The organism is Terrabacter sp. BE26, from assembly GCF_041941675.1.
Classification (GTDB): domain Bacteria; phylum Actinomycetota; class Actinomycetes; order Actinomycetales; family Dermatophilaceae; genus Terrabacter.
The window spans coordinates 2,030,420-2,044,053 of the sequence record NZ_CP090122.1; the positions used below are offsets into that span (position 1 = coordinate 2,030,420).

General features: G+C 73.9%; 13 protein-coding genes. 8 read left to right on the forward strand and 5 right to left on the reverse strand.

Annotated elements, in window-relative coordinates:
* Positions 1-13 precede the first annotated feature (13 nt).
* The 8 genes from LQK93_RS09400 (at position 14) to cobA (ending at position 9,859) form a co-directional block, all read left to right on the forward strand.
* The gene (locus LQK93_RS09400; protein ID WP_374971276.1) at positions 14-550 is read left to right on the forward strand and encodes a hypothetical protein; all 537 of its coding nucleotides are present in this window, start codon (positions 14-16) and stop codon (positions 548-550) included.
* Positions 550-2,652: a copper resistance protein CopC gene (locus tag LQK93_RS09405; RefSeq protein ID WP_374971277.1), complete on the forward strand. Its 2,103-nt coding sequence runs from the start codon at positions 550-552 to the stop codon at positions 2,650-2,652. Before LQK93_RS09400 ends, LQK93_RS09405 begins: the two co-directional genes overlap by 1 nt.
* Positions 2,625-3,638, forward strand: coding sequence for a lytic transglycosylase domain-containing protein (locus tag LQK93_RS09410; protein WP_374971278.1), 1,014 nt, complete (start codon positions 2,625-2,627; stop codon positions 3,636-3,638). The genes LQK93_RS09405 and LQK93_RS09410 overlap by 28 nt, the downstream gene beginning before the upstream one ends.
* Positions 3,639-3,837: 199 nt before the next feature.
* Positions 3,838-5,562, forward strand: coding sequence for a nitrite/sulfite reductase (locus tag LQK93_RS09415; protein WP_374971279.1), 1,725 nt, complete (start codon positions 3,838-3,840; stop codon positions 5,560-5,562).
* Positions 5,559-6,308, forward strand: coding sequence for a phosphoadenylyl-sulfate reductase (locus LQK93_RS09420; protein WP_374971280.1), 750 nt, complete (start codon positions 5,559-5,561; stop codon positions 6,306-6,308). The genes LQK93_RS09415 and LQK93_RS09420 overlap by 4 nt, the downstream gene beginning before the upstream one ends.
* Positions 6,305-7,279, forward strand: coding sequence for a sulfate adenylyltransferase subunit CysD (gene cysD / locus LQK93_RS09425; protein ID WP_374971281.1), 975 nt, complete (start codon positions 6,305-6,307; stop codon positions 7,277-7,279). Before LQK93_RS09420 ends, cysD begins: the two co-directional genes overlap by 4 nt.
* A 1-nt stretch (position 7,280) precedes the next feature.
* Positions 7,281-8,630: a sulfate adenylyltransferase subunit 1 gene (locus LQK93_RS09430; protein WP_374971282.1), complete on the forward strand. Its 1,350-nt coding sequence runs from the start codon at positions 7,281-7,283 to the stop codon at positions 8,628-8,630.
* Positions 8,618-9,859, forward strand: a complete 1,242-nt coding sequence (gene cobA, locus LQK93_RS09435; protein ID WP_374971283.1) for a uroporphyrinogen-III C-methyltransferase — start codon at positions 8,618-8,620, stop codon at positions 9,857-9,859. Before LQK93_RS09430 ends, cobA begins: the two co-directional genes overlap by 13 nt.
* Positions 9,860-9,883: 24 nt before the next feature.
* Here the strand turns inward: cobA and LQK93_RS09440 are convergent, their stop codons facing one another.
* The 5 genes from LQK93_RS09440 to sigK all read right to left on the reverse strand — a co-directional run bounded on the left by LQK93_RS09440 (position 9,884) and on the right by sigK (position 13,598).
* Positions 9,884-10,438 carry a hypothetical protein gene (locus LQK93_RS09440; protein ID WP_374971284.1) on the reverse strand — a complete coding sequence of 185 codons (555 nt, stop codon included), beginning with the start codon at positions 10,436-10,438 and terminating at the stop codon, positions 9,884-9,886.
* Between the two features lie 40 nt (positions 10,439-10,478).
* The gene (locus LQK93_RS09445; protein WP_374971285.1) at positions 10,479-11,420 is read right to left on the reverse strand and encodes a phosphotransferase enzyme family protein; all 942 of its coding nucleotides are present in this window, start codon (positions 11,418-11,420) and stop codon (positions 10,479-10,481) included.
* 30 nt (positions 11,421-11,450) lie between these two features.
* Positions 11,451-12,005 carry a hypothetical protein gene (locus LQK93_RS09450; protein WP_374971286.1) on the reverse strand — a complete coding sequence of 185 codons (555 nt, stop codon included), beginning with the start codon at positions 12,003-12,005 and terminating at the stop codon, positions 11,451-11,453.
* 115 nt (positions 12,006-12,120) lie between these two features.
* Positions 12,121-12,990: an anti-sigma factor domain-containing protein gene (locus LQK93_RS09455; protein WP_374971287.1), complete on the reverse strand. Its 870-nt coding sequence runs from the start codon at positions 12,988-12,990 to the stop codon at positions 12,121-12,123.
* Entirely contained in the window at positions 12,987-13,598 is a 612-nt protein-coding gene (sigK, locus tag LQK93_RS09460) for an ECF RNA polymerase sigma factor SigK (RefSeq protein ID WP_374971288.1), read from the reverse strand. Before sigK ends, LQK93_RS09455 begins: the two co-directional genes overlap by 4 nt.
* Positions 13,599-13,634 lie beyond the last annotated feature (36 nt).

The following is a 13,634-nucleotide window of genomic DNA, read 5'->3' on the forward strand; positions in this document are numbered from 1 at the left end:
GGAGGGCAGTCCGATGAACAGCACCACCACACTCCAGCCACCTCAACCACCCGCCGGCACCGACGGCCCGTCCCCGCGGACGAGCCGGGAGGCCCGGACCAAGACGGCGGTCGCCGTCGTCGCCGTCCTCCTCGTCGCCGTCCTCCTCGTCGCCGTCCTCGGCCTGCTCGGGGCTCGCGCCCTCCGGGCCGGGGGCGACGACCCGGGCCGGCCCGTCCCACAGTCCGCCGCGATGGAGACCGCCCTCGGCGTGCGGATGTCCCGCGTCGCCGTCGTCGGCGACGGCGGTCTGGTGACCCTGAGCTACGTCGTCCTCGACGTCGACAAGGCCTCGCGCTTCCAGGCCGACACGAAGCACCCGCCGGTGCTGCGCAGCGAGGCGCGGGACGGCTCCACCAACCGGGTCTCGCTCATGCGCCAGGGGCACGTCAACCGCGCCGGCGCGACGTACTACTTCGTCTACCAGAACACCGGCGGCGCCCTGCGCGCCGGTGAGGACGCGACGATCGAGTACGCCGGCATGCGCCTCGAGCACGTCCCGGTGCTGTGATGGGCGCGCGACGGCTCCTCGTGAGCCTGGGGGTGGCCATGGGGACGGCCCTGGTCGTCGGGCTCGGGGCATCGCCCGCGTCGGCCCACTCCTACCTCGCCTCGAGCAACCCCGCCGACGGGGCCAGCCTCGCCGCCGCGCCACGGACGATCGAGCTGCACTTCACCGAGCACGTCGTCCTCGAGGCGACCGAGGTCAGCATCACCGAGCCGGACGGCCGACGGCTCGCCCTGACCGGGCTGAGCCTCGTCGAGAGCGACGAGGACCGGGAGGCGCCGTCGACCGTCGTCGCGCCCGTCCCCGCCCTGGGCGTCGGCGCGTACCACGTGTCGTGGCGCACCCTCTCGAGCGACGACCTCCACGCGTCGGCCGGCACCTTCGCCTTCGGCATCCAGAGTCAGGTGCAGGCGACCGGGCCGAGCGAGACGGATCCCGACCTCTTCGAGCTCGTCGGCCGCTGGGCGGTCCTCGCCGGCCTGGGCGCCGGCCTCGGTGCCGTCGTCGTCGGTCGGCTCCTCGGCCGCCGGCTCCCGGCCGCCGCGGGGCGTATGCCGCGGGCCTGGCTGGACCGCCAGGCGAGCCGGCTCCTCGGGATCGCCGCGGCCGGTGCGCTCGCGGTCAGCGTCGTCGACCTGGTCCGGTTCGGATCCGGCGCCTTCACCACTGGTTACGTCGTGCGCTGGGGGCTGCGTGAGGTCGCCCTGGTCGGCGCGTTGGTCGTCCTCGGCCGTAGGTCCCGACGGGGCGCCGAGCTAGCGAGCCGCGCGACGAATGTGGATCCCGGTGTGGATCCCGGTGTGGATCCCGGCTGGAGTGGCGGCGGCCCTAGCCGTGGCCGTCGCGACGACGTCGTCGTCGCCGCAGCGCTCGCCGGAGCCGGGCTGCTGACGGTGAGCCTCGGCCACTTCGGCCTGCGCGGTGGCGCGACGTGGGTCATCACCGCCACGGCGCACCTGCTGGCCGCCCTGCTCTGGACGGGCTCCGTGGCCGCGCTCGCCCTCCTCGGCCTGCGCTCGACCCGGCTGGGGCTGTCGCGAGAGGACGTCCGAGCGGTGCTCCGGGGCTTCCGGGTGCCGGCAACCATCTCGGTCGTCGTCATCGCCGTCACGGGGCTCTACCTCGCGAGCGACGTCGTCGTCTCGGTAGACGCCGTGCTGGGAACGACCTACGGCCGCATCCTGCTCGCCAAGGTCGCCCTTGCCGGGCTCGTGGGCCTCGTCGCCCTGGCCACGACCCGGGCCCTGCATGCCCGGCACGCCGAGGGGCGTGCCCAGCGACCGCGCGTCGGCGTGGAGGCTGTCGGCCTGCTCGTCGTCGTCGCCCTCGCCGGACTCCTCGCCACCGGGCAGCCGGCCGTGTCGCCGCGCCTCGTCTCTGCGGAGGCGCCGAGCGTCATCGACGACAGGCCCGTCGCCGACCTGCAGCAGACGCTGGCGCTGCGACCCAACCGTCCGGGCGCGAGCGTCGCCCTGGTCGACATCCTCGACACCCGGCGGCCGGCCCCCGGTCCCGTCACCGGCGTGACCGTGACCGTCCGCGACGCCACGGGACGCGACGGCGCGGTGGCGTCGGCGGTGACCAGGCGCGCCGTCACGGCGACCGCGGTGACGTCGTCCCGGTGGTCGGCTCCAGTCGTCCTGCCAGCGAGCGGAGCGGTGGAGCTCGACGTGGTCGTGCACCGGCGCGGCGTCGCCGACGTGCGGAGCACCGTGCACTGGGTCGTCGGCTCCGGCGTGGCCGAGCCCGCGACCGTGGTGTCCCGCACCTCCGTGTCCGGGTTGCTCGCCTGGGCCTCCCTGGTGCTGGCCGTGGCGTCCGTGCTGGGTGCGGTGATCGTGCACGGACGGCGCCGCAGGTCAGCGCTGCCGGCCGGTGCCGCGGGCCGGGCGCGGCCCCGCAGGAGGAGCTTGCCCCGCGGGGCGGTGGCCGGCGAGGAACGTGCCGGAGCCGACGACCTGGCTGCGGCCGTCCCGGGAACCGCGTCGACGGAGATCGGCACTGCGCTCCGCGAGGACGCTCCACGCGGTCTACTGGTGCCTGGGGGCGGCGGGATGTCGTCCGGGAGGGACGACGGATGCCACGCCGAGCCGAGCGACCACTGACCGCAGCCGTGACCGCGGCCGTGACTGCGACGCTTCTGGCCGCGGTCGGGGTCGGGGTCCTCGTCGCCGGTGGCGATGCCAGTGCCGTTGCCGCCGACTCCCCGGCCGTGCAGACCCCGACGCCGCTGCTCGCACCGCTGCCGCCGGGTGGTCCAGCCCCGGCGACGAGCGTCCCGCCGGATGCCGCGTCCACCGCCACGAACGGTGGCGCCGGCTTCGGCGCCGTGGGCGGCTCCCTCGTCGGGCCGGTCTTCGACGAGATCCGGGTCGCGGCAGCCCTCTCCGTCGAGAACGCCGGGCCTGGCCCCGCCGCACCCGGCCACGCCGCACCCGGACCCGCCGCACCCGTGCCCGCGACGGCGCTGGAGCCGGGCGGTGGCTCGAGCAGCAGCCCGACCCCGTGGCAGCCGAGGGCCGACATCCGGGTGCCCACGGCCGTCACCTCGGGTTCCGGAGGTGCCCGCACGGGCACCCCGCGGTCCAAGGACGAGGTCATCTGGGCGGCATACGCCTCCGCGGCCGCGAAGGAGGGCAGCTGCCACCTGCCGGTGATGCTGCTCGCCGCGATCGGGGAGGTCGAGTCGTCCACCCTCCGTGGGCGCACGCTGGACGCGGCGCACGACGCCGTCCCGCCGGTGGTCGGCCCCGCGCTGACAGGCCGCTCGTTCGCCGCGATCCGCGACAGCGACCACGGTGTGTGGGACGGCGACCCGGTCTGGGACCACGCGGTCGGGCCGATGCAGTTCATCCCCGCAACGTGGCGGATCTGGGGCGCCGACGGCAACGGCGACGGCGTCAAGGACCCGCAGAACGTCGAGGACGCGGCGCTCGCAGCCGCCGGCTACCTCTGCGCCGGAGGCCGCGACCTCTCACGACCGGCGGACCTGCAGGCCGCCGTGCTGTCCTACAACCACTCGCAGCAGTACCTCGCGACCGTGCTCGGCATCGTCTCGGCCGTCGACTCCGGCCAGCTCGCCGGCCCCTGAGCGGGCGTCGTCGGGACGGATGACCCACCTTCGAGGCGTCAATATCGGTCCTCGAGCGTGCGCGAGCGTGGGCACGGGACGAAGGTGCGTCATCTGTCCCGCAAACGCCCGTGCCAGATCTCCTACTTCCTCAGTGGGGAAGGCCCGGAGTGTGGACCTGGGCGAGCCACGGATAAGGCTCGGTTATACATTCGATTACATGACCGTCACCGAGACCTCCGGCTCCGCCGGCCGTGCCGCCACCCGCCCGCCCCGCGGTGACCGCTCGAACGGGCAGTGGAACGTCGACGGGCAGACGCCGCTCAACGCCAACGAGGTGTGGAAGCAGGAGGAGGGCGGCCTCGCCGTCCGCGAGCGCATCGAGACGATCTACGCACGGGACGGCTTCGACTCCATCCCACCACAGGACCTCACCGGCCGGTTCCGCTGGTGGGGCCTCTACACCCAGCGCAAGCCCGGCATCGACGGCGGCCGCACCGCGCAGCTGAGCGACGACGAGCTGTCCGACCGCTACTTCATGCTCCGCGTCCGCACCGACGGCCAGGCCCTGAGCCCCGAGGCGCTGCGCGTGCTCGGCGGCATCTCCCGAGACTTCGCGCGTGGCACCGCCGACATCACCGACCGGCAGAACCTGCAGTACCACTGGATCGACATCGAGAGCATGCCGGAGATCTGGCGCCGCCTCGACACGGTCGGGCTCGAGACGACGACCGCCTGCGGCGACACCCCGCGTGGCTTCCTCGGCAGCCCGGTCGCCGGCATCGCGGCCGACGAGATCATCGACCCGACGCCGGTCATCCTCGAGATCAAGCGCCGCTACATCGGCGACCCCGAGCTCGCGAACCTGCCGCGCAAGTTCAAGACCGCCATCACCGGCCACCCCAGCCTCGACGTCGTCCACGAGATCAACGACGTGTCACTCGTCGGGGTCGTCCATCCGGAGCTCGGCCCGGGCTACGACCTGTGGGTCGGCGGCGCACTGTCGACGACGCCGCGTCTCGCCGAGCGACTCGGGGTCTTCGTCACCGAGGAGGAGGCGGCCGACGTCTGGCACGGCGTCATCCAGATCTTCCGCGACTACGGCTACCGCCGGCTGCGCAACAAGGCCCGCCTGAAGTTCCTGCTCGCCGAGTGGGGGCCTGCCAAGTTCCGCGAGGTCCTGGAGACCGAGTACCTCGGGCACCCGCTCCCGGACGGCCCGGCCCCGGCGCCCGCCACCGCACCCGGCGACCACGTCGGCGTCCACGCACAGAAGGACGGACGCTTCTACGTCGGCGCCGCGCCGGTCGTCGGACGGGTCGGCGGCAACACCCTGACCGGCCTGGCCGAGCTGCTCGAGGCCACCGGCGCCGGGCGCGTGCGCCTCACCGCCCACCAGAAGCTCGTCATCCTCGACGTGCCGGCCGAGGGGGTCGACGCCCTCGTCGCCGGGCTGCCCGCGCTCGGCCTCACCGCGAAGCCGAGCCCGTTCCGCCGCACCACGATGGCCTGCACCGGCATCGAGTTCTGCAAGCTCGCCATCGTCGACACCAAGGACACCGCAGCCGCGGCGATCACCGAGCTCGAGACCCGCCTGGCCGACCTCGTCGAGGACGGGTCGCTCGACACGCCGATCCTGCTCAACGTCAACGGCTGCCCCAACTCCTGCGCCCGGATCCAGACCGCCGACATCGGCCTCAAGGGCCAGATCATCACCGTCGACGGCGTGCAGCAGGCCGGGTTCCAGGTGCACCTCGGCGGCGGCCTCGCCTCCAGCGACCGTGACGAGGCAGGCCTGGGCCGCACCCTCCGCGGCCTCAAGGTCCCGGCCACCCTGCTGCCCGACTACGTCGAGCGCATCGTGCGCACCTACGTCGCCGACCGCCACGACGGCGAGACCTTCGCCGAGTGGAGCCACCGCGCCGAGGAAGGAGCCCTCCAGTGACCACCGTCGACCTCGCCACCCCGACGGTCCCGCGCAGGCGGCGCAGCGAGGCCGAGCTCAAGGCCCTCGTCGCCGACTTCGACGCGACGCTCGCCGCCGACCCCGAGCACGAGCCGACCGCCCACGAGGTCGCCGCGTGGGCCGCCTTCCACTTCAGCGGTTCCCTCGCGGTCGCGTGCTCGATGGCGGATGCCGTCCTGCCGCACCTGGTCTCGCGGTACGCGCCCGGCGTCGACGTGCTCTTCCTCGAGACCGGCTACCACTTCTCCGACACCCTGGTGACCCGGGCCATCGTCGCCGAGGACCTCCCGGTCACCGTCGTCGACGTCCTGCCGCGGCAGACCGTCGCCGAGCAGGACGAGGAGTACGGGCCGCGCCTCTACGAGCGCGACCCGGCCCTGTGCTGCCGGCTGCGCAAGGTCGAGCCACTCGCGCGGACCCTGCCGACCTACGAGGCGTGGGTCACCGGGGTGCGCCGCGAGGAGTCCCCGACCCGCACGGACACACCCCTGGTCAGCTGGGACGACAAGAACGGCCTCGTCAAGATCAACCCGCTCGCCGCGTGGACCTTCGACGAGCTGCTTGCGTATGCCGCCGAGCACCGGGTCGAGGTCAACTCCCTTCTCGCCGACGGCTACCCGTCGATCGGCTGCGAGCCGTGCACCCGTCGGGTCGAGCCCGGCGAGGACCCCCGTGCCGGCCGCTGGGCCGGCTTCGCCAAGACCGAATGCGGACTCCACACATGACGACGACCGTGAACCCCACTGCACAGGCCATGTCGCCGACCGCGCTCGACGTCGCGACGGTGCGGACGGCATACGACCGCCGGCTGAGCCAGCTCGACGCGCTGGAGGCCGAGGCGATCCTCGTCATCCGCGAGATGGCCGGCGAGCTCGAGCGCCCGGCCCTGCTCTTCAGCGGCGGCAAGGACTCCGTCGTCATGCTCCACCTGGCGACCAAGGCCTTCTGGCCGGCGCCGATCCCCTTCCCGGTGCTGCACGTCGACACCGGCCACAACTTCCCCGAGGTGCTGGCCTACCGCGACGAGACGGTCGAGCGGCTCGGCCTGCGGCTCGTCGTCGCGAGCGTGCAGGACTACCTCGACGACGGGCGCCTGCGCGAGCGCGCCGACGGCACCCGCAACCCGCTGCAGACCCTCCCGCTGCTCGACGCCATCAACGAGCACCGCTTCGACGGCGTCTTCGGCGGCGGCCGGCGCGACGAGGAGAAGGCGCGCGCCAAGGAGCGGATCGTCTCCCTGCGTGACGAGTTCGGCCAGTGGGACCCCAAGAACCAGCGCCCCGAGCTGTGGAACCTCTTCAACCCCAGGCACCGCCCCGGCGAGCACGTGCGCGTCTTCCCGATCAGCAACTGGACCGAGGTCGACATCTGGCGCTACATCGAGCGCGAGGACATCCCGCTCGCCCCGCTCTACTACGCCCACGAGCGCGAGGTCTTCCGCCGCGACGGCATGTGGCTCGCGGTCGGCCCCTACAGCCAGCCGCGGGACGACGAGCCGGTCGAGAGCCGGCTCGTGCGCTACCGCACGGTCGGCGACATGTCGTGCACCGGCGCGGTCGAGTCGCCGGCGCGCACCAACGCCGAGATCGTCCTCGAGGTGGCCGCCTCGACGCTGACCGAGCGCGGCGCCACGCGCGCCGACGACCGGATCTCCGAGGCCGCCATGGAGGACCGCAAGAAGGAGGGCTACTTCTAAGATGAGCACCCCCACCGCCACCGCTCCGGCCACGGCCGGCACCCTGCTGCGGCTCGCCACCGCCGGGTCCGTCGACGACGGCAAGTCGACCCTCGTGGGCCGCCTGCTCCACGACACGAAGTCGGTCCTCTCCGACCAGCTCGCCGCCGTCGAGCGCGTCAGCCGCGACCGCGGGCTGACCGCAGCCGACCTGGCCCTGCTCACCGACGGCCTGCGGGCCGAGCGCGAGCAGGGGATCACGATCGACGTCGCCTACCGCTACTTCGCCACGGCGACAAGGTCTTTCGTCCTCGCCGACTGCCCCGGCCACGTCCAGTACACCCGCAACACGGTCACCGGCAGCTCGACCGCCGACGTCGTCGTGCTCCTCGTCGACGCCCGCAAGGGCGTGCTCGAGCAGACCCGTCGCCACCTCGCCGTCACCGCGCTGCTCCGGGTGCCGCACGTCGTCGTCGCCGTCAACAAGATCGACCTCGTCGACTTCTCGTCGGAGGTCTACGACCGGGTGGAGTCCGAGGTGCAGGCGGTGGCTCGCGAGCTCGGGGTCGTCGACGCCACGGTGATCCCCGTCAGCGCGCTCGACGGCGACAACGTGGCGGAGCGCTCGACCCGCACGCCCTGGTACGCCGGCCCCACCCTGCTCGAGCTGCTCGAGGCGCTCCCGCCGTCCGACGACCCCGTCCACGAGGCCTTCCGCCTGCCGGTGCAGCTCGTCATCCGCCCCCAGGGCGCCGCCCGCGACGAGGCGCACCGCGACTACCGGGGGTATGCCGGCCAGGTGGCGTCGGGCGTCGTGCGTGTCGGTGACGAGGTGGTCGCGTTGCCGTCCGGTCGGCGTACGACCGTCGTCGGCATCGACCTCGGCGACCAGTCCCTGGAGGAGGCCTTCGCGCCCCAGTCGGTGACGGTGCGCCTCGCCGACGAGATCGACATCTCGCGGGGCGACGTCATCGCGGCGGTCGCCGACGCCCCCGATCCCACGCAGGACATCGAGGCCGTCGTGTGCTGGCTGGGCGACGCGCCGCTGCGGCCGGGCCAGCGGCTGCTGCTCAAGCACGGCTCGCGCACCGTGCAGACCGCCGTCCGCGCGCTCGAGGGCGTCCTGGACCTCGACGACCTCAACGCCGTGCCGGCAGAAGCGTTGTCGCTCAACGACATCGGGCTCGTCAGCCTCCGTCTCGCGGCACCGCTCCCGGTTGAGAACTACTCGGTCTCGCGCCGCGGCGGCTCGTTCCTGCTCATCGACGCCCACGACGGGCGCACCGTGGCCGCCGGCATGGTCGGCGCCACTCTTCCCAGCGCGGCCCCTGCGCCGTCCGAGCCGGAGGGTGACGAAGAGTGGGAGATCTGAAGTCAGCCCTCCCGGTCGTGCTCGACCTGACCGGGCGGCTCGTCGTGGCCGTCGGCGGTGGCCCGGTGTCGGCCCGCCGGGTCCGGTCCTTCCTCGACGAGGGAGCCGTCGTCCGGGTCGTCGCCCCCTGGCTCTGCGAGGACCTCCGCGACCTGGCACACGCAGGCCGGGTCGAGTGGCTCGAGCGTGACTACGCGGGCCCCGGTGACCTCGACGGTGCCTGGTTCGCCCACACCGCGACGGGCGAGTCGTCGGTCGACCGTGAGGTCGCCGCCGACGCCGAGTCGCTCCGCGTCTGGTGCGTCGACGCCACCGACTCCACGGGCACGACCGCCAGCGTGACCGCCCGGGCGGACGTGACCACCCCCGACGGCCGGGTCACCGTCTCCGCGTATGCCGCGGGCGACCCCGGCCTCTCCGTGACCGTCCGCGACGGGGTCGAGCGTGCGCTCGTCTCCGGCGCCCTCGACCTGCGCCGCACCCGGCCCCGCACCGGCCCCAGCAGCACCGGGGACGGCTGGGTCGCCCTCGTCGGCGGCGGCCCCGGCACCGACGGCCTGCTCACGGCACGCGGCCACGAGCTCCTCGCGTCGGCCGACGTCGTCGTCGTGGACCGGCTCGCACCCCGGGCGGTCGTCGACCGGCTGCCCGCCTCGGTGCGCGTGATCGACGTCGGCAAGACCCCGGGCCACCACCCGGTGCCCCAGTCGGGCATCAACGGCATTCTCGTCGAGGAGGCGCAGCGTGGACACGGCGTCGTCCGCCTCAAGGGCGGCGACCCCTTCGTGCTCGGCCGCGGCGGCGAGGAGCGCGACGCGTGCGAGGCACACGGCATACCCGTCGAGGTGGTGCCGGGCGTGACGAGCGCGGTCAGCGTTCCCGCGGCGGCCGGCATACCCGTGACCCACCGCGGGGTGGCGCGGGGCTTCACCGTGGTGACGGGCCACGAGGACATCCCCGTCCTGCCGACCGGCGGCGACCACACCCTGGTGCTGCTCATGGCCGTCAACGGGCTCCGCTGGACGACGACGCTGCTCCGGAAGAACGGACGCAGTGCCGACTGCCCCGTGGCGATCGTCGAGCGGGGTTTCGCGCCCGACCAGCGCGTCACGGTCGGCACGCTGGAGACCATCGCCGACCTCGCCGTCGGGCGCGCGGTGGAGTCACCTGCGGTCGTGGTGGTCGGCGACGTCGTGCGCCTCGGCCCCGACTGGCGCGCCGCGCACTGAGGGCCCCTTCGGCTTGCGAAGACTTCAGCGGAGCGCGGCCACCTGCGCCTCGACGACCTGGGCGAGGTCCGGCCAGCGCACCACCTCGGCGCGACCACCGAGGCCGGCGACGACCACGCGGCTGCCGGCGACGCACCACACGTTGAGCGACCGGGCGTGCTGGCCGTCCAGGACGAACGGCAGCTCCGAGGCCTCGACGTGGGTCGGGCCGGTGATCTCCGGCGGCGCGACGTCCCGCGGCTCACCGACGTCCGTGACGCTCTTGGTCTGCCGCATCCGACGCGGCAGCGCGCGCAGCTCCGTCACCGCGGCCCGTGCGTCCGCCGGCGAGGCGAACGGGATGACCTGGATGAACAGGTCGGCGCGCCCCACCTCCTGGTAGGCGCGCGCGCTCGTGACCGAGCGCATCCCGCGCGCCCGGGTGATGACCTCGCTCGTGCTGCCGCCCGCACCGGTGCGATACGTCCACGCGCCGCGCGCCGTCCACGGACCGCCGGGCACCTGACCGGCCGGCAGGCAGGCGTTGCGGGACCCGATCGACTTCAGCCGCGCCAGCATGAGGCGCCCGACACTCGTCACGCGGTCACGATAGGGCGGCGTCGCGGGCCGGCGGCGCAGATCACGTGACGGCGGCGAGGATGCGGTCGATGCGCGGCAGCGTCACCGGGTCGTCCGGCACTTCGAGGAACCAGGTGGCGAGCCGCTCCCGGTGCGACTCGTTCGTCGCCCCGACCCATCGCGAGCACGCGAGCTGGGCGATGTGCGCCTGCTCGGCCACGAGCATCGTGAACTGCCCGCGTCGCGTCACTCGTCCCGGGCCACCGGCCTCGCGGTACGCCGTGTGCAGCAGTCGCGCACGCGAGGGGTCGTCGTCGCCGAACTCGAAGAGCACCATCGCCAGCTCCTGGCTCGGGTCGGCCGGGCCGAGGTTCTCGAAGTCGAGGACGCAGACGCGCCCGTCGGCGGTCGAGCGCACGTTGTCTGCCCACAGGTCGCGGTGGCAGACGATCGGAGACTCGTGCGGCTCGAGCACCGTCTCCACGGCGATGAGGTCGTCCACGAGGGCGCCGAGCTGCCCGGCGAAGGGCGCTCCGGCCGCCACCACCCGCTGGTGCACCTCGCGCCAGCGCTCCTCGCCGAGCCCGGTCGCGAACCAGCTCTCGACGCCCGCGTCGGAGGGTGGCCCGGCGCGGTGGAGTCCCGCCACCGCCCGCCCCACCGCGGCAGGGTCGAGCCGGCGCGAGGAGCGGCGCAGGTCGAACCACTCGAAGACGCGCACAGCCGTGCCCTCCACCGTCGTCGCCACCGCACCCGAGGGCGTATGCCGCACGGCCGGCGTGAGCACGCCCTCGGCTCGCACGGCGTCGACCAGTCTCGCGTCCTTGGCCACCTCGTCGAGGTCGGGACTGGCGAACCACTCCTTGACGGCGTGATCCCCCTCCGGCGTCCCCAGCCGCCACACCTGGCCCAGCTGGCCCCGAGCGACCGGCCCGCTCAGGGCCGCGGGACCCGAGAGCCCGTACGCGTCCGCGAGCTGCTGTGCCGCCGAGGGGGTGAGCACCGGAACCGACCGCGGCTCAGCTGGGTCCGGTCACGGCAGCACCCGCCAGACGGCGGTGCCGACCGTGACCAGGGCCAGGACGACGGAGGCGATGGTGAGCGGCGCGCGGCGCGTCCGGTCGACGCTGACGAGCAGCACGGCGGCCAGGACGGACACCCCGGCGGCGACGATCGTCTCCTCGGCGCCACGGTCGATGGTCCGGATGAGCATGGTGTCGGTCACCCCGAACCGGCTCAGGTGGCCGAGCAGCCGGATGACCACGAAGCCCCACCAGCCGACAGCGACCCAGAAGAGCGCGACGCCGACCTGGGCGATGAGCGGGTCGGCGGCGGCCGTGGTCGTGCGTCCGCCGGTGCGCGACGGCACCGGCGCGGGCCAGACCGGCTGGCCGGCATACGGGTTCGTGGGGGTCGGAGTCGACGCGGCGGCAGACGCCCACCCCGGGTCCGCGACGGGGAGCTCCCGGGTGTGGTCGAGCACCGGGAGGGCTTGCGTGGCGCGCGACGGCCGCGAGATCGGGGGGACCGGCACGGTGAACTCTTCGTCACGGCCCTGCGCCCCTGCCCTCCCCGGCGTGTCGCTCATGGCCACAACGTACCCCCGGAGCAGGTGCCTGGACATGACGGTGCACGCCGTCGAGGGGATCCCGCCACCGGTGCAGGTGGCGGGTTCCCCTCGACCCGTGGTGCGCCCGATGGGCTCAGGCGAACGGGATCAGCGCGACCGGGGCGGACGTCGGCTGGTCGGAGCCACCCGGCGGCTCGACCGTGACACCGGCCGCCTTGGAGTGCGTCGCGTCGCCGGCCAGCACGACGACCTTGTCACCGCCGCTCGGCATGAGGCCCGCCGAGGTCATGTGCCCCGTCGCGTCCTCGAGCCAGAGCTGGAACACCTTGCCCGACGGCGGCTGCGACATGCCCGACGTGATGAGGACGGCCTTCTGCAGCGAGGGGGACCGCACGACGGTCGCGGTGGCGCCGTCGGGCAGCCGCTTGCCGTAGCGGGTGGCGTCCGGGGCGGCGAGCACCTGGTCGGCGATGGCCTGCTGCGGGTCCTTCGCGACCTGGCGCCAGACGGTGAAGCCGGCGACGGCGAGCACCGCCACGGTGGCCGCCGCGACGACCAGCCGCCAGCCGCGGGAGAAGCCCCGGCCGGCGCGCGAGCGGCGTCGCGCGTCGAGCTCGTCGGTCGGTCCGGTCGCTGCCGTGGTCCGCGTGCTCTCGTCGAGGGGGCCGTGGGCGGTCGGTTCCTCGGCGTCTGCGCCCAGCCGGCCGGCCGGCCGGGCCGGCGGTGCCGACGTCACGGTGTCGTCGGTCGCGTCGACCTTCGGCGGCGTGACGGGCGGCAGGGGGCGGACCGTCGCGATGTCGGCGAGCACCTTGGCCCGCAGCGACGGCGGCGGCGGGACCTCCGTCAGCACCGACAGCTCGGAGGCGGCCGCGACGAGGCTCTCGACCTCGGCCCGGCAGTCAGAGCAGCCGGCCAGGTGCCGTTCGAACCGCTCCCGCTCGATGTCGTCGAGGGCGTCGACGGCATATGCGCCGGAGAGAGCGTGGATGTCCTCGCTCACAGGGTCACCCCCAACGTGTCTCGTAGTCTGATGAGTCCATCACGGATGCGTGTCTTGGCCGTCCCGAGTGGCAGGTCGAGCATGGACGCCACCTCCGTGTGCGTGTAGCCGGAGAGGTAGGCCAGCTCGAGGGCCTGCCGTTGGACCGGGGTGAGCGTCTCGAGCGCCCGGTGCACCCGCTCGGCGTCGAGGCGCTCCACCGCGGCCTCGGCGGTGGAGTCGTGGGTGACGTCCTGGTTGCTGGCGCCGTAGCCCTCGTCGCGGGCCCGAGCCGCCTCGGCGGCGCGGACCCGGTCGACGGCCTTGCGGTGGGCGATCGTCAGCATCCACGCCATGGCCCCGCCCTTGCCCGGGTCGAAGCGTGCGCTGTGCCGCCAGATCTCGAGGAAGACCTCCTGGGTGACCTCCTCGGACTGGGCCGGGTCGCGCACGACGCGACGGACGAGACCGAAGAGCCGGGGCGCCACCGCGTCGTAGAGCTCTGCGAACGCCGTCTCGTCCCCGGTCGCCGCTCTGCGGAGCAGCTGCTCCGGTTGGGTTGGGCGGGAGGTCCCCTCCGGCGAGTCGTCGCCGGAGGGGACCACCGAGATCCTTGACATGGGGTCCATTGTGTCGCCCGTCGGTGTCTGCGTCTGCCTGGTGCT